Here is a 19,107-nt window from a genome sequence, read left to right as displayed (position 1 = left end):
AAATAATTTTCTCTCTAGCCATGATGTGACTGACTTCATCACTCGATTTGCTGCCATCTCGCTTTTAACGAAGATATTACTATCGTCCGCATATCTCACAAAGCATAGTCCCCTTGCTTCTAATTCCTTATCAAATTTATCTAAGTAGATATTTGATAGAATTGGACTTAGAGGTCCTCCTTGTGGCATTCCTATGGTACTAGCTTTTACAAGACCATTTTCCATGATTCCTGCCTGCAGGAATTTGCGAATCAAATGCAGTGTTGTCGAGTCATTCACATGCTCTCTAAGTATTGAAATTAATTTATCGTGATTGACTGTATCGAAGTATGCTTCTATATCTAAATCAATGACCCATTCGTATCCTTCATTCAAGTAGTCTAGTGTTCGCATGATGGCATCATGTGCACTCCTATTTGGTCGAAATCCAAAACTATTCTCACTGAACTTACTGTCATAGATTTCTGATAATATTTGTGCTATCGCTTGTTGGATGACTCTATCTACTACTGTTGGAATTCCTAGGGGTCTTTTCTTCCCATTTGATTTAGGAATATAGACTCTTCTTACTGGTTGGGGTTTGTATTTCTTCTCCAATATCTGTTTCTTTATCTGTTCCTTATGGGTCTTGAAATACGCGTCAATTTCATTCACTGTCATCTTATCAATGCCAGGTACACCTTTATTACTCTTGACTCTTTTGATTGCCTCTTCGAGATTTTCATCTCTTAGAATCACTTCGATTAATTTCATGTTGTTGCTTCTCCTTCCTTTTGTAGATATATCTGGAACCATTCCCTCTACCTTCATTCCCATGGGATTACGATTCCCACTTATGGAACTATCCTCGATTTCGAACTGTCCAAACATTGCACATGGTGAGTTGCACCATATAAACATTAGGTCCTTTGGTATAGATGTCTTTACCTACTACGACCTCAGCTGACTTCTTGTGGCAGACCTTTTTCGACCGATGTTACCATCACTGATTTTAAAGATATTGGAATTCATCGTCCACAAGACCTCCCGGGGTAAATCACGAATCCTATTTCTTTCACAACGTCCTGATTTACTGTCTTGGTTTTACGTTTACCTTTTGGACTTCGGTTTGTACTGCAATCTTATCCACCATTTAGCCTTATATCAGGTTTCTGTTCGTACGCTCAAAAGAATCGCTACACCACTTCCTCCATCCTTAACATCACTGTTAACGACTTGTGGTTCACTACACTTGGCGGTAACTACCTGTGGTCGGTCTATCTCCGACTGAATCCGTGCCATGCCCGGCACACAATAAAACTGATAAAGAGCATCTCACTCTTTATCAGTTGTCATATTACCATTATTTTAATTTTGACATTGGAAGCATGGCTGCACCAATAGCACCACAATCTTCTAATTCTCTTTCTAAAATAGGGATATGTCCTCTCATACCAACATGAATTCTAGCATTGAATTGTTCAACAAGTTGATCATAGAAGTATTTTTTAGATTTCATAACCCCTCCACCTAATACAAAACAATGTGGATCAACAGTATGAGCAATATCTGCTAACATAGTAGCAAGTTCACTGACACATTCATCAACGATACCTTTCGCTTTGATATCACCTTCATCAGCTAATCTGAAAACATCTCCAGCATGATTGACACGATCTTCACCTAAGATTTCTTTTCCTTTACGTGTAATAGCTGTACCACTAGCTTCACCTTCTACAGCTCCAGGGTTTAAACCTCCGAATTTATATCCGTTGTTTTTCACAATAATATTTCCAACTTCTCCAGCGTGTCCTCTTCCACCAGAGACAAGTTGACCATTCACAACAAAAGCTCCACCAATTCCAGTTGAAATTGTCACATAATAACATGTTGGTTTCCCTTTACCAGCACCTAATAAAGCTTCTGCTAATCCAGCAACATTAGCATCATTATCAATAAATACAGGTAAGTTAAAACGACTTGAAAGTTTTTCACAAATAGGATAATTTTCAAATCCAGGTAAATTTGTTGCCATAATCATGACACCACGTTCAGTATCTACAGGTCCAGGAACACCAATTCCAATCCCCTGAACATTATTGATACCACCACAAATTGAATAATCTAAACTTTCAATTTGTCTTATAATTTTTGAACAAACATAATCTGGTCCATTTTCTCTTTCTGTTGCATCTTTGACTTCACTATATGATTGTCCATTTTCATCAACCAAAAGAGTACGTACGTTTGTTCCACCTAAATCAATCCCAATATAATATTTCATCTTAGTTCTCCTTCCTTGATTTATATTTATTATACAATAAAATCAACTGTTTTCATAGATTCTTTTCATGAAACAATGCATTTTTCAAAACTTCTAAGTTTTGTGGTAATGGACATGTTATGACATGATCCTGTAAGTATTTTAAAGAACCTATCGGTTTAACAAAACAGATGGAATAGGCATGTAAAAATTGATTTTGAAAATGATAAGTCTTTTTCAAATAACGATTCAATTCAAAATCTCCATATTTACTATCTCCAATCACTGGATGTCCAACACTTGATAAATGCAGACGAATCTGATGGGTTCTTCCTGTAATGATTTTAACTTTCAATAAAGAATATTTTTGATTAGATTTAATGTTTTCAACAAGCGTATGCATCTTTAAAGCCCCTTCAGTTGAAGGTGATACCATTCTTGCAAGTGAGCGATCGCTATCTTTTTTCATATATCCAATCAACTCACCACTAGGCATATAGCCTTTACAGATTGTCAGATATGTCTTGTCAATGCAATGACGTTTTTTCATCATCTCATTTAAATCCTGCAAAGCACGCATCGTTTTTCCAAAAATCACAATGCCACTGGTATTGCGATCGAGACGATGGACTGGTCCAGGAGTAAATCCTAATGTCTGTTGAGGATCATATTCTCCTTTTTGATGTAAATAAGTTAAAACCTGATTTGATAATGTATTGACATCTTCATGAATATCTTCATGAACCAGCAAGCCAGCTGGTTTATTGACAATCAATACATTGTCATCTTCATATAAAACATCAAAAGTAATTGGTAAATCAAAGATACTTTGAGGTTTTGTGAGCTCTAAAAAGCGATCTTCATATAAAAATAATTCTACCTGATCCCCTTTTTTTAAAATATAGTTTTCTTTCACCCTGACACCATTAACTTTCACATCTTTTTTTCTTAACATTTTATAAATCAGCTGTGGCGGTGCCTGACATAATAATTTCTTTAAATATTTATCTATTCTTTGGTTTTCATAATTTTCATCTATCATTAAAGTTTTCATTTCATCACCATTTTCATTCTATCAAAATTTCTTAAAAAAATACACAATTTTATTTGAAAGCCTTTACATCTCTTAAAACTCTGTTATAATTATTTATGTTAAGTGGTTGTCACTTAAACATACCCCCCTATTATCACCCTAACGTGTAAATAATAGAGATAGAAGAAAGTATGCTCCCCCGCATACTTTCTTTTTCTATTTTATGTTATAATATGGAGGAGGTGAAAAATCATGGAAAAAGAGATTCAAAGAACACTTATTTATGATGGTAAAATTATGCAAGTCACAAGAGAAGAAGTCGAATTAGAAAATGGTGAACATGCCTATCGTGAAGTTGTTTATCATCATGGTGGTGTTTGTATCTTAGCTGTTAAAGATCATCAAATCATTCTTGTGAAACAATTTAGATATCCTAATCGTATTCAAACTATTGAAGTGCCTGCCGGAAAGTTAGAAAAAGATGAAGATCCACAAGATTGTGCCTTTCGTGAATTAGAAGAAGAAACAAATAATCGTGCTCGTGACATGAAATTTATTATGAAAGTTTTACCTTCTCCAGGCTATACAAGCGAATGGCTTTATCTTTATGAAGCGATTGATTTTGAAGAAGTCAATGATGCTTTAGCTGGTGATGATGATGAGTTTATTGATATTATCAAGATGGATATTGATGAAGCTTATCAAAAAGTATTAGACGGTGAAATCGTTGATGCAAAAACAGTCATTGCGATTATGTATGCCTATCAAAAAGATCATCAATGATAAAGTGGTAAAGCCACTTTTTTCTTTTATAAACAAAAAAACTATTCCTTGATGGAATAGTTATCATTTTATATGGCGGTCTGGACGGGGCTCGAACCCGCGACCTCCGCCGTGACAGGGCGGCATTCTAACCAACTGAACTACCAGACCAATATAACAACTGCCAAGGGTTTACATAAATGGCGGAGACAGAGGGATTTGAACCCTCGCGCCAGTTTCCCGACCTACACCCTTAGCAGGGGCGCCTCTTCAGCCTCTTGAGTATGTCTCCTTCAGTTGCCTAACTATAATAACATACCTTTTTAAAGATTTCAATACTAAAATGAAAAAACTTTATACAAAAAAGAGTTAGCGAACTAACTCTATTTATTAAAGAATTGTGGTAAATAATCTTTATGTGCTTCTAATAATTCATCAATCACAATATTAGCAATTTCATCACTTGGACATAATGGATTCATATTTAAAGCTGTCACTGCTAAATCACGATCACCTTTGATGGCTGCTTCAATAACTAAACGTTCAAATGTTTTCATCATATGAACATATCCACTAATTGGTAATCTTAAATCTCCTGTTGCGATAGGTTGTGGACCATCTGCAGTAATACGACAAGCCACTTCTACTGCACTATCCATTGGTAAATCAGCAATAGCGCCATTGTTTCTGACATCTACATATTGAATATCACCTTTATTTGTATAGATAGAAGCAATTAAATTACATGCTGCATCAGAATATTTAGCACCTCCACGCATTGCTAATTGTTCTGGTTTTTCCTGAAGTTCTTCATGACTATATAATTCAAATAATTCTTCTTCAGTCTTGCTGACAACTTCTCCACGAACTGTTCCTGTTTTCAATTGTTCTAATTCTTCTTCTAATTGTTCTTTTGTATAGAAATAGTAATTATGATATGGACAAGGAATGGCTTTTAATCCTTTGATAAATGATGGAGAGTATGGTAAAGATACGAAGTTTTTCATTTGAATTGTATCTTCAGGTTTCAAATATGCATATTTATGCAATAATTCATCAAAACGTAAAACCCCATCAACAAAAACATCAGTTGCAAAAATAAAGTGGTTAACCCCTTGAACTTCCATGGTCACTTGACTTTCATCAACATTTAACATTTTTGCAAAACCAGCAACCATATTCACTGGAACATTACAAAGTCCAATGGCTTTTTTAAAGTTTGTATAGCGCAAAATAGCTTCAGTCACCATTCCAGCTGGATTTGTAAAGTTGATTAACCATGCATTTGGACATAACTCTTCAATATCTTTAACAATATCTAAAATCACAGGAATTGTACGGAAAGCTTTGAACATTCCTCCAGCTCCATTTGTTTCTTGTCCAATTAAACCATGGCTTAATGGAATTCTTTCATCTAACACACGCGCTGGTAAACGTCCAATACGCATTTGTGTTGTGACAAAGTCTGCATCTTTTAAAGCTTCACGACGATCATAACTTAAAATGACTTTCATTGGTAAGCCTGCTTTTTTAACCATACGCTTTGCCAACGCGCCTACTGTTTCTAATTTTTCACGTCCTGCTTCAATATCTACTAACCATAATTCTCTAACTGGTAAATGATCATATCTTTTAATAAATCCTTCTACTAATTCTGGAGTATAACTGCTTCCTCCACCAATTGTTACAATTTTAACACCATCTTTATTCATTTTGAGCACCTCTTTCTTCTTGATGATTTCATTATAAAATAATTATTTAAAAAAGCAATACAATGAATCGTTAACTATACCGGTATAGTTTAGAATGTGATATACTATCTTTAAGGAGTTGATCAATATGACCAAATATGAACGTCTAGCTCAATCATTAGAACAAGATATTATGCAACAGGTTTATAAACAGGGAGAACGTCTGCCTTCGATTGGAACTATGGCTAAAAAACAAGGATGTAGTAAGGAAACAGTGATCAAGGCTTATCAATTATTGATTCATCAACATTTGATTTATGCCAAAGCACAAAGTGGCTATTATGTACTTGGTTCCCCTATCTTACCAATATCCAATACAAAAGAATTTTCACTAGAAACAGGGAATCCTGCAATCAAAGCAACATCTTTAGAATATGCCAAACATTGCTTATCATTAGCTATTGAAGAATATAGAGAATCTTCATTGAACCTGTCTTTACAAGGTGTTCAATCTTTACGCCAGACTTTAGCCGACTTCTTTTTTGACATGGGCATTTATACTCAAGAAAGCTCTATCTATCTGATTCAAGGTGTCACACAAATGTTATCTTTTTTATCGGCTATTGATTTTCCTAATCAGCATACATATATTCTGATTGAAGAGCCAACATATAGTTATTATGTTCAATTTTTAAAATCTCAATCATTGCCTGTTTTGACAATTACCCGTGATGAAAATGGTATTGATTTAACTCAATTACAATATCTCTTTCAACATTATGACATTAAATTCTTTTATACCATTCCACGTAATCACAACCCTTTAGGAACAACTTATTCTACCTCTATGCGCCAAAAAATCGCGCAACTGGCTTTAAAGTATAACGTCTATATTATTGAAGATGATTACTTTGGGCATTGTTCATCAACATCACATTATTTACCACTCTATTATTATATGGAAGGACAAAACTGTATTTATCTAACAAGCTTTTCAAAAACAATTCCTTATTTACGTATTGGTGCTGCGATTATTCATAAAGACTTTAAAAACACATTTGAAAAATTGAGTCATCAATCCTACTATTATTCTTATCAATTACCATCATTAATTTCTCAAGCCACTTTAGAATCCTACATTAAAAGCTCACTTTATAAAAAACAAACTCAGCAACTACAAAATCATTTAAAAAAAGATTATCAGATTATCAAAAAAGTCACTCAAAACTGGGATTCACAACTGATTCAAGTGATTTCCAGCTATTCTGGTTACTATTTAACCATTCAATGCCTTGTTGATATTAATCTTGATTTATTCCAAACCAGACTCCAACAAAAACATATTAAAATTGCCCGTAATGAAAGATGTTTTTATGATCCTTCCCATTTTCATCCTTCGATTCGTTTAAGCCTGGTAAGAATTGATAGTCATGATTTAAAAGAAGCTTTACAAATCTTTTATCAAGTTTTTTTAGACATGTTATAAAAATTTCTTTTTCTTAAATAAAACAATCAATCCAATCACAACAATACAGCTTAATACAATCACAGCTGGATAACCGTATATACTTTTTAATTCAGGCATATTTTCAAAATTCATCCCATACCATCCTGCAATTAAAGTCAATGGCATAAAGATCGTTGTGACAACAGTAAAAAACTGCATTGTTTTATTCAGTTTATAGTCTTCTCTAGACTGATGAGCACTATGAGCCTGATTCAGGATTTCTCTTAACATTTCTACATTTTTTGATAAACGCTCAATACGACGTGTAAAGATTTCAAAATATCTTGAATCATCATCTTCAAAAATATGATGATGATTCATTTCTAAATCTTCACCTATCGTCATGAAGTTTTCATAATAATTTTGTAATAACAGCAATTCTTTATTTAACTGTCTTAACTGATTTGTAAAATGCATGGAATCTTCTTCTTGTGTTTCTAGTTCCTCAATTTCATTTTGAAGTTCTTCAAGATACTGATAATCAGCAGCGAGAAGGTCACTTAAAAAATAATAAACAAGTCTTGTAATAGAAGCTTCTTTTTGTAAAACATAATCACTGGATGATTGAAAAACCTGATTGATGTGATGATCTTCATCATCAATCACAACAACCAAAAATATATTTTTAAAGATAAATAACGCTAATGAATCTTTCTTTACAAAAATATCTCTTGCATTAATCAAATGAACCAAACCAAAATAATAATGATATGCTGGAATAATCATATTTTGATGAAATAATGAAGGATCTTCTAAACGTTGAATAGCAGCTTCATCAATGCCAAACTCCTGATAACAGGACTTGAGTTCTTCTAAATCCATCATTGCAATATAACGATGTTCCTCTTGAATATCATGAATATTAACAATTTCTTTTTGATGATCAACCTGATAAATCATAACTTTCCTCCTAACAAAAAAGAAATAGAGTTTCCCCTATTTCTTTGTATCAATTAAATCTAATAAATCTTGTACTGTTGTAATTTTCAACAGTTCATCATCTTGAAACTCAACACCAATTTCTTCTTCTAATTCAAAGACTAAATCAACCAAATCCAATGAATCAATACCTAAATCTTTAAAAGAAGATTCTTTTGTTAATTCCTGACCTTTTAATTTAGATGATAATCTCTCTTTTATTTTATCAAAATAATTCATTCCTTATTCACCTCATTTTCATTATAATCATATCTTTTAGAAAACACAATCTCTTTTCTTACATAAAAGCTTCTTTATGATTCAAAACATAATTCAGACTTAACATTTCTAAATCTTCTTTTAACTGCAAAAACTCCTGATCCAATAAATCAAACAACCATGAAATTTCACTATAATCCAAGTTTTTCAATTCTTCCATTCTTAATTGCTGATTTTCTGGGACAATCCCTTCATGAAAAATACCATTGCCTCTATCCAAAATCAAAGCAGTACGTTTAGCATTCATTTCTAGTAATGCTTCCACTGTTTCATTAGCATAATTTCCTGATGGCTCTTTGTAATAGGTTTCTATACCACCACTACCCATCATCAAAACAAAAGTCTGACAGAGATAGAAAACTCTTTCGATTCCATTCAATTCATTTAATAAATCCCCGTTTTCACACTTTTGAGAAATCACATTATATAAATCTATGACAATTTGACTATCATCTTCTCTAGATACAATCTCACTGGCCTGTAAAGTCAAATCATCTAATACATCTTCTACTGTTGGCATATTCACACCTCCTATCTCTATTTTATACTTTTTGAGTGAAAAAGTATATAATATCCCTTTATCTTTCCTATAAACATAAGCTATAATAAATGCATGGAAAAAGAAATCTTAAAAATATTAAAACAACACCAAAATGAATATATTTCTGGACAAGATATTTGTGAAAGTTTAAATGTGTCACGTATGACAATATCAACATGTATAAAAAAATTAAAAGAGAAAGGATATCATATTTTATCATCGACAAAAAAAGGATATTGTTTAACTGACGATAATGATGTGATCTTGATTGATCATATCAAAGCACAGATTCCTGATTTTTTTAAGAACATTGAGTATTTTGATGATATTGATTCAACCAATGATTATCTAAAAAGATCACCTCATCAACAGGGAGATATTGTCATTGCCCAATCACAGACAAAAGGAAAAGGAAGAAATGGAAAAAGCTTTCATTCCCCTCAACAAAAAGGGATTTATTTATCTTTTGTCTTAAAACCAGATCTAACCATTTATGATTCTTTAAAAATCACTGCATGCCTAGCTGTATCGCTAGTCAAAACGATTGAAAAAAATTATCCTGTTTACCCTCAAATCAAATGGGTTAATGATATTATGATTCAGGATGTAAAGGTTGCAGGAATTTTATGTGAAGCGAGTCTTGAAATGAATACAGCTCGTATTGAAAATATGATTGTCGGTATTGGTATCAATGTTCATTCTTATACAATGCCTGATGAACTGCAAAATATTGCAGGCTGTATTGAAGACTTTTGTACAACAAAAGTTTCTCGTGAACAGCTCATTATAGATTTTTTTCATATTTTCTATCAAGATTATCAAAACTTACAGACATCTTCATTTCTTGATTTTTATCGTCAGCATTCTTATATTTTACATCAAAATATTACCGTCTATGAAAATAATCAGACCTATACAGCTTATGTTTTAGATATTCATGATGATGCATCATTAAAGATTCAAACTGAAAAAGGCATCAGTCAGCTTTGTTCTGGAGAAGTTTCTATACGAAAAAAAACATCGTCGTAACGATGTTTTTTTATGGCTTTAAATAAGTTTCAATATGTTCCTGATTCAAATCTTCTCCAATGACAATCACAATATCCTGTCCATCAGATATAGGTTGTAAAGAGATATGATCTTGAGTGGCATTCAATTCCATCCATTGTTGATTTTCAGATATGAATCCTTTGATACGAAAAACATGTCCACATGACAAATCATGAAAAATAGAATCAATAGCTTTCTTGAATTCTGTCTGATTCAAACGATTATTCATAAAATATAATGATGTATATGCTTTTTGATAATCAATCTCATGTTTCATATAATCACTCAACACATAACTTTTATTCATAAAACTTTGGAAATCTTCGTCCGTCCATTGCATCCAATGTGTATCAAAATCCGTTTCTTGAAGCACTCTTTGACATTGTACATCATAAAGAGATTGTTGAATGAAATGAATTGTCTGCTTCACTTCTTCCAAACTGGCTTCCTGATAATGACTCAATAAAATACATCCTGCATGAGCAACTTGAGAAGCTAATAAAAAACGTGAAGTCTTTGATAAATGCTGTTCAATTTGAGCATTGACAACAGCAAAAACATTTCCTATTTCATACCAGTTTTCTAATGGCTCTTCATGTAAGACATCAAAGAATTCATCAACATCATATATACCAGATGGTTCAACCAAAAGATAATCATATTTTAACATGCCCATTGAAATGAGTTTGGTCTTGAAACGTCTTTGATGCGTTTGGCGATCACAACCACCCGCAATCATTTCTAAATCACATTGTGTACCTAATGATTCCTGTAAAAGCATCATATCCACATTGACAGCGCCAAAATCATTTTCAATGATACCCACTTTGTATCCCTGCTTCACCAGATAACTGGCATAATGTTTAATAAATGTAGTCTTTCCTGAACCTAAAAAACCAGTAATTAAATCTACCTTTGTCAAATTACCATCTCCCTTCATTTATGGAATTATCTTTTATAAACATGTTCAAATAAGTGTCATAAAAAGAAGCTCATTAATCATTGATTCTATCTGTATTTAATCAGTTTAATGAATATCTCCATCAAAAATCATAATACCACTTTTCATGAATCTATTGAATTATAATCATACTTAAACATTGATAAGTTGAATAACTTGTCTATAACATCATATAGACTTGTGATTATATGGTGTATTTTAACATATTTTTTAATATTCTACTACTTTCATGATCATGAAAAAAGAGGGAATGGACATGTTCCCTCTATCATTTTATTCATTTGTTCCCATACTCATCGTTTCAGGCAATGTACTTCCACCATCAATAACAAACTGTGAACCAGTGATATAACTTGACTCATCACTACCTAAAAATGCAAATAATTCTCCAACTTCTATTGGTTTGGCAAGTCTTCCCATTGGAACGCCTTTGGCAATATCAGCAATTGCACTTTCTGGATCATCTGGATTTGATTCTACTGCCATCTTTTCAACCATTGATGTTCTGGCATAACCAAGTTGTGAACAGTTCACACGAATATGACGGCTGGCATATTCAACAGCTAGACATTTTGTTAAACCAACCAGAGCTGCTTTTGTCATGGCATAAGCTGCTTCTCCTGCATCAGCCACAATATCTCCAGTCACGGAAGAAGCAATCACAATACTTCCTTTCCCTTGTTTTAACATATAAGGAATGACTGCCTGACAAGTATTCCATACACCTTTGATATTGACATCAATATGAAAATCTCTCATTTCATCACTCATTTGTTCAAATGGTGCTAAGCGACAAACTCCAGCATTACAGCAGGCAATATTCACTTCTCCAAATGTATCCACTGTCTTTTGAACTGCTTCTTTCATTTGATTTTTATCAGCGACATTACCTACATAAGTGATGATATCACCATGATATTGATCACGTAGCTTTTGAGCTGTCTGTTCAACATCTTTCGATAAATCAATCATACAGATTTTAGCTCCATATTTCACATAGGCTTCTGCAATACCTTCACCCAATCCAGCAGCCGCTCCTGTAATGATTGCAACTTTTCCATCTAATTTTCCCATAAATTCATGTCTCCTTTATTATTATCTATATCTTTATTGTAATCCTTTTGAACATAACACTCAAACATTTCATGTCTGATTTATATTTTCTATATCCAGTCGCTTCATATATTGAAGCGGAACCTTTTTCACGAGCCAGATATAATTAGCTGAAAGATAAAAAATAATGCCATCCTGATACATTTGTTTCGCATCAATTTGATAGATAACAGGTTCTCCATGTCTTTTTCCTACTTTTATAGCTGTTTCAACATCAGTCGATAAATGAACATAAAGTCGTGATTTAGAAATCAAACCTTGCTGTTGAATAGAAGATACATACTTTTTAGCTGTTCCATGATATAAAATATCAGGTGGCACTGCATGTTTGAATTCAATATCAACAGGTATAGAATGACCCTGATTAGCGCGAATCAAAGTATGATCTTCATTAAAAGCATATCTTTGTTTTGAATCAGTGCGAACAATCTCTTCTAATATCTCTCGTTGAAATTGTGGATATCTTTTTTGAATACCTTTGATTAATTCATCTACATGTGCCCAGCCATGTTCATCTAAGGTTATCCCTGCCTGTTCAGGATGATGACGTAACAGTAATGCCATGTAACGACTTATAGGTGTCAATTTCATATTTACTTAAACCCTCCTGACTTTCTTTTTGAAATGCTGTTCATAAATATAGCGATATCTTGCTACATCTTTTTCAACATAACAGAATTTATTGATGATATCGTTTAAATTGAATTTTGATTTCAAATTTATTATACAAGAAAATCATATTTCTTAATAATATTTTCTATGAAGCATTGATAAATAATGATATGAATAAAGTCATTTGATGGATGTATTTGAAAATTAATTTGAAATATGATAAAGTTTAGACATTCTTGATTAAAATCAGGAGAAGGGAGAAAAAATGGAAAAATTATTTAAATTGAAAGAAAATGGAACGACTGTTTCAACAGAAGTGATGGCTGGAATTACAACATTCTTTGCGATGGCTTATATTATTGCAGTCAATCCAAATACATTATCACAAGCTGGAATGGAATGGGGAGCTGTCTTCTTAGCTACAATTATTTCTGCAGTGGTTGGAACTTTAATTATGGGACTTGTAGCAAATGTTCCTTATGCTCAAGCACCTGGAATGGGATTGAATGCATTTTTCGTTTACACAGTATGTTTTCAATTACAATTCACATGGCAACAAGCCTTATCAATGGTTTTTATTTGTGGTTTGATTAATATTTTCATTACTGTTACAAAGATCAGAAAAATCATTATTAAGGCTATTCCACAATCTTTACAAAATGCTATTGGTGGTGGAATTGGTGTCTTTATTGCTTATTTAGGTTTCTTAAATGTTGGTTTTATTACATTTGATAGCGGTGTTCCTGCCATTGCTACATTAAATCAACCTGTTTTATGGATTTTCTTAATTGGATTGGTTTTAGCAGCTATTTTAACATTAAAAAATGTGAAAGGTGGTATTTTAATTGCGATTATTGTCACAACTATCTTAGGTATTCCTTTTGGTGTGACAACCACAACAGATACTGTTAGCTTTAGTGAAGCATTAAGTGCTTTACCTTCAACATTTGGTGTTATTTTTACATCTGAAGGTTTACCTTCATTATTTAGTGATCTGTCTCGTTTACCTTTAGTTTTAATTACTATTTTTGCATTTAGTATGTCAGACACTTTTGATACAATTGGTACATTTATTGGAACTGGTAGACGTAGTGGTATTTTCTCTGAAGAAGATGAAAAAGCATTAGAAACAAGTAGTGGATTCAGTTCTAAAATGGATAAAGCATTGTTTGCGGATGCAACTGCAACATCTATTGGAGCTATTTTTGGAACTTCAAATACAACAACTTATGTAGAAAGTGCTGCTGGTATTGGGGCTGGGGGTCGTACAGGGTTAACATCTGTTGTCACAGCCATCTGCTTTGCTTTAAGTGCCTTTTTAGCAACTTTTGTCAGTGCCATTCCTTCAGCTGCAACAGCACCAGCATTAATTATTGTTGGATGTATGATGGTTTCATCATTTGCTGAAATTGACTGGTCAAATTTAGAAGATGCGATTCCAGCTTTCTTTGCAGGTATCTTTATGGCTCTTTGTTATAGTATTTCTTATGGTATTGCCAGTGCCTTTATTTTCTATTGTTTAATTAAAATCTTTAAGAAACAAGCCAAAGATATTCACCCTATTATTGCTGGTGTTGCATTATTATTTATCTTAAACTTTGTCTTACTTGCGATTATTTAATACAAAAAATTCAGGAGTTGACTCATCAGAGCAACTCCTTTTTCATAGAAATATTTAGCTATTATATTTGAGACGAATATATTGAACAAGTTCTTCGTATTGATGTTTTAATAAAAACGGATTATCTAATAGTTGTTCTATAAGTTCTTTGGCTTCTAATTGAGAATGATTTTTGATAATCATGTCTACCTGCACTTTATATTCATTGAGATCCTTAATAATATAATAAGAATGTGATAATCTTATTTTTTTCATGACCTCTTTGATAACACAGATATCTTCTAATGAATCCATAATCTTTTTCAAATCATCATATTGAATACATTCATAAATACCCATATCATATATATCAACAGTATCGTTTTCATCATCATGATAAAATTCTCTTGTCTGATCGTTTTCGACATAATAAATTTTATTATTAATTTGTTCAACAACACTTTCAACATAGGCATTATATTTTTGCAAGGCATTTTGTATATCTTTTTGTGAAGCCTCCTGATTGATAAGCTTTTGATAAATGGAATAAGGAATTTCATGATATGTGATATGAGCATGAAGATAGTCATTATACCTTTTTTGTAGAGCATCTGGCTTTGATGTAAAAGAAAGTTTATAAAAATAATCATCGAGCTTTGGTAAGTGAGGCTCAACATCATCAATATTGCTGTAGCCCATCCATAAAAGAACATTTGTTATTTTGGGGGTAAAAATTGCATCATGATGTTTTAACAAACTTTTGTGATCAGCCAAGAAAAAGTCTTGAAAAATGCTAGATACAATACTTTTTAATGCAAAACCTTGCTTATCATAGACAAATGTGATAGGACTCTTTTTTTGCATGAAATGCAACTCTAAATGATAAGAAAAATTCTGATTCAGAAACTGACAATATGCATCAATAATTTCTTTAACAAGCTTATGAGCCATATTTCTTATTTTATAAAGTTCATCATTTTTCATGACTTGTCTTAAATCACGTAAAGTATGAATATTTGCTCTTTTCAGGCAATTGTAACTACGGACACTTAATCCTAGTTCTTCAATAGGTGTATGAAGCAATTCATAAGGTATATTTTCATCAGATGACTGATAAACATAGCCTTTTGCTTTTAATAGAGTATACAATAATGAATCTGGATGTAATTGTTCTTTTAAAACAAGTTCTTTGATTTCATCTTCTATGATCTTTTTAAAATCCATACAATGATGAATGTCTTGAAATTGAGAAAAGTTTTTATAATTTCCATAATCACGTGATGATGGATAAAATTGTAAAAATCGTAATGGATCCATATCTAAATATTGAGCTATTTGGCAGTAGTCGTGACATTCTTCTTGACCAATGCCGTAATAATACTGGTTATCAACAGTCGAACAGGATACAGTTTCTTTTTGTTGAGAAGTCAAATGAATATCTTCATGATTGTAAATGCTGACATAGGCATCATAACCATCCATAGCTGCTATCTCATATTTTTGATTTAAATATTCTTTAATATAATATCTCATAACACCCCTCCTACATAGCAAACAACGCTTTCAAATCTTCTGTTGATAATGAAGAAATATTTCCCTCACTGTTTTCTACAAACATGTCTGCTAATTCTTTCTTCTTAGCCTGTAAGATTTGAATTTTTTCTTCAATACTCTCTTTCATAATCAATTGATGAACCATAACATTATGATATTGTCCAATGCGATAAGCTCTATCCGTTGCCTGATTTTGAGCAGAAATGTTCCACCATGGATCATAGTGGATAACAGCCTGTGCCTTTGTTAGATTAAGTCCTGTTCCTCCTGCTTTTAAAGAAATCAAAAAGACATCAGCCTCACCCTCTTGAAAACGCTGTACAAGTTCTCGTCTTGTTTCCTTAGAAGTTCCACCAGTTAAGATAAAATAACGAATGCCATTTAATTTTAGTTCTTCTTCCATCAAATCGAAGACTTTTGTAAAAGATGAAAATAATAAGACTTGTTGATGGTTGGCTTTATAATTACAAATCAAATCCATACAAGCTTTCATCTTAGATGAACTTTGATAAATATTATCATATATCATTCTTGGTTCACAGCAGATTTGTCTTAGTTTTGTCAACATTGATAAAATCACAATCTTATCAACTTTTTCCATTTGAAATATTTCTTGAAGCTGAGTATTAATTTGAGCAAGATTGGCAAAATACAATTCACTTTCCTGTTGTGTAAAAGGAATCAATTGTGTTTTTTCTATCTTATCAGGCAATTCTAATAAGACATCTTTTTTATTTCTTCTTAAAATAAATGGTGAAACCATTTTTTGAAGTTGTTGAATTTTCTTTTGATCTTGATTTTTGATAATATCTGTTTCAAATTTCTTTTGAAAATAATGGTAATTATATAAATACTGTGGCATTAAAAAATCAAAGACTGACCATAATTCAGCTAGTGAATTTTCTATAGGTGTTCCTGACAGTGCTAATTTATGCAGAGCATGGAGTTGTTTAACAGATGTTGCATTTTTTGTTTTCTGGTTTTTGATATATTGCGACTCATCAAGAATCACGTATTCAAACTCAATAGCATCATATAACTCTATATCACGACGTATATAATCATAAGAAGTGACATAAAGATGTTTACCACAAATCGCATGTATCATCGTTTTTCTTGTATTCGCATCCGATACAATGCATGTCACTGATAAAGTTTGAGAAAACTTATGAACTTCATCTTCCCAGTTATAAATTAACGAAGAAGGACACACAACTAAGCTTGGTTTATCTGTTTCCAATTGATCCAATAAAGCAATCACCTGTAACGTTTTACCTAGCCCCATATCATCAGCCAATATCCCATTAAATCCCAATTCGTAAAGTGTTCGTAACCATTGATAGCCTTCTTTTTGATAATCTCTCAATAGTTGATTGTAGTATGGTGTTAAAGGATAAAGATGTTGTGTATGCTGATGGAATTGTTGAATAAGTTTTTGAAAGGATTCATCTCGTTCAATTTGTATATGTTGCAATTCTGTTGCATTATTATCCAATGCAAATACACGATTTTTATTTAAAGTCAGACTTCCATTTTGAATATCATTTGCATTGATATGATATTCATCCATAAAATTTGATAGTTCTTCCAAATCAGGTGATTCAAGGTACAACAATTCTCCACTTTTCAAACGATGAAATTTCTTTTTGCGACGGTATTTTGATAAAACCTCAGCAATTTCCATTTGTGGAATTTGAGTACTTTTCATATCTAAAGATATAAGATCATGATCAACTTTAACACCGACCTGAATTTGATAATGAACTGGTTTCCCAATTTTCTTTAATGCTTCTGAAATATATATTTCACTGTATTGTTGGAGAAATTCAATACCTGTATGCATAAATTCATATGTTTTTTCATCATAACTATTAAAATAGGCACAACCATTCTTTTCATCAATTTGCTGACAATGTTCACGAAAATATGTTTCTACAATATCCTGTTGAACGGTTGTCATTAAATCATTTTGAAAAGCATGAATTCGATTTTGATTTTCATCTTCATAATAAATCTTAAAATAAATTTGTTCATTTTCATTCATATCACCATATATTTTAATGAAAGTATAAGATGACTGGATAAGTTCAAAATCACATTCTAAATCAAAAGAATTTTGCATAGGTGTCCATACATATTTATAAAAGTCATCAAAATCTTCTTCTTTAATAAAGATAGGTTCTTTAAGTAAATGAAGTAAAGCATCAAAAGATTTATCATTTAAATTTATCTGAAGACGTTGAATATTTGTCTGTGAATCAGATTTTGAAATAAAATAAATATAATGATTACCATGATAAAAGACATTTTCATCTGTGACACGAAGTATATAGTAATGATTGTCTTTGATTAATTGCACTTTGATAGCATAATCAATATTTTCAAAATGGCAATGATTTAAATCTAATTCTTTATAGACATCATAAAATTCATCAATAAATTCTGTATGAATATATAAATATCTTCCTATATTGAAATCTCTTCGAAAATCAAAAAAGTAGTTATCGCGATAAATCTCATTCATTGTATTTTTAGCATTTTTAAGAAAATCAATCTGTTTTAATGCTTCATCTGTAAAAGATTCACGTGTATGAACAAATTGTAGAAATTTGCCATATTTGACCTGCTCCTCATTCTCTATATGTTCCAAGAATTCATCAATATTCTTAATAATGTATTTTTTCGTATTACCAATCTTATATTCTAAATATAAATCATCATCGTCATTATAAAAAGAAGGTGTTAATTGATATTTTTCATGAGAAATTGATGAGCTTACCTGATTATGATAATATTCTTTATTTTGTTGAATTAAATTATTTGTTTCTAAAGCTCTTAAAGCATAAGCGCGCTGAAGTTGTTGTTGGCGATGTTCTTCTTGTCGCTTTTTTTCTTCTTCAATTTGAGAATTGGTATAGTGGTATGGAAAAGAGGGAATCTCCAGTTGATTTAACTTCAATAAAACTGCACCAATATGAGCACATGGGCTCCCATCACGGCACCAGATACATTCACAATTGTAATCAGTCAAACTATACTCCTCATCAAAGGAAAAAGAACATTGAAACTCTTCACTTCTAACTCTCACGACAGCATCAACATGATATCCATTTTCCACTTGTTCAAGATCAATGCTTAAAACATTGTCATAACGATCATAACTTTTAGCAATAGATATATTATTTGGATTAGAAAATAAAGTTAATAAATTAAAATCAGTTTTCATAGATGAATTCTCCTTATA

The 19,107-nt window shown here is 32.0% G+C and carries 16 protein-coding genes and 2 tRNA genes; 4 read left to right on the top strand and 14 right to left on the bottom strand.

Features of this window, described 5'->3' with window-relative positions; all coding sequences use genetic code 11:
- From ltrA to B5E79_RS07070, 3 genes are all read right to left on the bottom strand, one after another.
- Nucleotides 1-753: group II intron reverse transcriptase/maturase (ltrA, locus tag B5E79_RS07080; RefSeq protein ID WP_087297480.1), on the bottom strand; the 753-nt coding region annotated here is incomplete at its 3' end.
- A 589-nt stretch (nt 754-1,342) separates the two neighbouring features.
- Entirely contained in the window at nt 1,343-2,263 is a 921-nt protein-coding gene (locus B5E79_RS07075; protein WP_087297479.1) for an ROK family protein, read from the bottom strand.
- 52 nt (nt 2,264-2,315) lie between these two features.
- Nucleotides 2,316-3,296, bottom strand: a complete 981-nt coding sequence (locus B5E79_RS07070) for an RluA family pseudouridine synthase (RefSeq protein WP_087243137.1) — start codon at nt 3,294-3,296, stop codon at nt 2,316-2,318.
- Between the two features lie 231 nt (nt 3,297-3,527).
- Between B5E79_RS07070 and B5E79_RS07065 the strand changes: the two genes are divergently transcribed.
- A complete protein-coding gene (locus B5E79_RS07065; protein WP_087297478.1) occupies nt 3,528-4,058 on the top strand; it encodes an NUDIX hydrolase in 531 nt (176 codons plus the stop codon).
- A 73-nt stretch (nt 4,059-4,131) separates the two neighbouring features.
- Here B5E79_RS07065 and B5E79_RS07060 read toward each other — a convergent pair.
- From B5E79_RS07060 to B5E79_RS07050, 3 genes are all read right to left on the bottom strand, one after another.
- Nucleotides 4,132-4,208: transfer RNA gene (locus B5E79_RS07060), tRNA-Asp, on the bottom strand.
- Between the two features lie 30 nt (nt 4,209-4,238).
- A tRNA-Ser gene (locus B5E79_RS07055) sits at nt 4,239-4,329 on the bottom strand.
- Between the two features lie 91 nt (nt 4,330-4,420).
- Nucleotides 4,421-5,749, bottom strand: a complete 1,329-nt coding sequence (locus B5E79_RS07050) for a 6-phospho-beta-glucosidase (protein WP_087297477.1) — start codon at nt 5,747-5,749, stop codon at nt 4,421-4,423.
- Between the two features lie 127 nt (nt 5,750-5,876).
- Between B5E79_RS07050 and B5E79_RS07045 the strand changes: the two genes are divergently transcribed.
- Nucleotides 5,877-7,214 carry an aminotransferase-like domain-containing protein gene (locus B5E79_RS07045; RefSeq protein ID WP_087297476.1) on the top strand — a complete coding sequence of 446 codons (1,338 nt, stop codon included), beginning with the start codon at nt 5,877-5,879 and terminating at the stop codon, nt 7,212-7,214.
- On the opposite strand, the gene B5E79_RS07040 is transcribed toward B5E79_RS07045, so the two are convergent.
- The 3 genes from B5E79_RS07040 to B5E79_RS07030 are packed head-to-tail and all read right to left on the bottom strand — an operon-like array spanning nt 7,209 to nt 8,952.
- On the bottom strand, nt 7,209-8,135 hold the full coding sequence (locus B5E79_RS07040) for a magnesium transporter CorA family protein (RefSeq protein WP_087243133.1): 927 nt from the start codon (nt 8,133-8,135) through the stop codon (nt 7,209-7,211). The two genes, B5E79_RS07045 and B5E79_RS07040, sit on opposite strands and share 6 nt — an antisense overlap.
- Before the next feature lie 36 nt (nt 8,136-8,171).
- A complete protein-coding gene (locus B5E79_RS07035; protein ID WP_087297475.1) occupies nt 8,172-8,393 on the bottom strand; it encodes an acyl carrier protein in 222 nt (73 codons plus the stop codon).
- 58 nt (nt 8,394-8,451) lie between these two features.
- On the bottom strand, nt 8,452-8,952 hold the full coding sequence (locus tag B5E79_RS07030; protein WP_087243131.1) for a DMP19 family protein: 501 nt from the start codon (nt 8,950-8,952) through the stop codon (nt 8,452-8,454).
- A 93-nt stretch (nt 8,953-9,045) separates the two neighbouring features.
- Here B5E79_RS07030 and B5E79_RS07025 point away from each other — a divergent pair, with 93 nt between their 5' ends.
- Nucleotides 9,046-10,002 carry a biotin--[acetyl-CoA-carboxylase] ligase gene (locus B5E79_RS07025; RefSeq protein WP_087297474.1) on the top strand — a complete coding sequence of 319 codons (957 nt, stop codon included), beginning with the start codon at nt 9,046-9,048 and terminating at the stop codon, nt 10,000-10,002.
- A gap of 10 nt (nt 10,003-10,012) precedes the next feature.
- Here the strand turns inward: B5E79_RS07025 and B5E79_RS07020 are convergent, their stop codons facing one another.
- The 3 genes from B5E79_RS07020 to B5E79_RS07010 all read right to left on the bottom strand — a co-directional run bounded on the left by B5E79_RS07020 (nt 10,013) and on the right by B5E79_RS07010 (nt 12,688).
- Complete coding sequence (locus B5E79_RS07020; RefSeq protein ID WP_087297473.1) at nt 10,013-10,945, bottom strand: GTP-binding protein; 933 nt, start codon at nt 10,943-10,945, stop codon at nt 10,013-10,015.
- Nucleotides 10,946-11,257: 312 nt separating this feature from the next.
- Nucleotides 11,258-12,058 (bottom strand): SDR family oxidoreductase UcpA, encoded by an 801-nt coding sequence (gene ucpA / locus B5E79_RS07015; protein ID WP_087297472.1) that lies wholly within the window; start codon nt 12,056-12,058, stop codon nt 11,258-11,260.
- A 69-nt stretch (nt 12,059-12,127) separates the two neighbouring features.
- Entirely contained in the window at nt 12,128-12,688 is a 561-nt protein-coding gene (locus B5E79_RS07010) for an RNA 2'-phosphotransferase (protein WP_087243128.1), read from the bottom strand.
- Between the two features lie 286 nt (nt 12,689-12,974).
- Between B5E79_RS07010 and B5E79_RS07005 the strand changes: the two genes are divergently transcribed.
- Complete coding sequence (locus B5E79_RS07005; protein ID WP_087243127.1) at nt 12,975-14,330, top strand: NCS2 family permease; 1,356 nt, start codon at nt 12,975-12,977, stop codon at nt 14,328-14,330.
- A gap of 54 nt (nt 14,331-14,384) precedes the next feature.
- Here the strand turns inward: B5E79_RS07005 and B5E79_RS07000 are convergent, their stop codons facing one another.
- Both B5E79_RS07000 and B5E79_RS06995 read right to left on the bottom strand, forming a co-directional pair.
- A complete protein-coding gene (locus B5E79_RS07000) occupies nt 14,385-15,842 on the bottom strand; it encodes a DNA-directed RNA polymerase subunit alpha C-terminal domain-containing protein (protein ID WP_087297471.1) in 1,458 nt (485 codons plus the stop codon).
- 10 nt (nt 15,843-15,852) lie between these two features.
- The gene (locus B5E79_RS06995; protein ID WP_158095481.1) at nt 15,853-19,089 is read right to left on the bottom strand and encodes a DEAD/DEAH box helicase; all 3,237 of its coding nucleotides are present in this window, start codon (nt 19,087-19,089) and stop codon (nt 15,853-15,855) included.
- Nucleotides 19,090-19,107: the final 18 nt, after the last annotated feature.

The sequence above is a fragment of the Massilimicrobiota sp. An134 genome (assembly GCF_002160815.1).
Taxonomy (GTDB): Bacteria; Bacillota_I; Bacilli_A; order Erysipelotrichales; family Coprobacillaceae; genus Allocoprobacillus; species Allocoprobacillus merdigallinarum.
The sequence above is the reverse complement of the archived record's forward strand: the minus strand, read 5'-3'. Positions and strand labels throughout refer to the sequence as shown.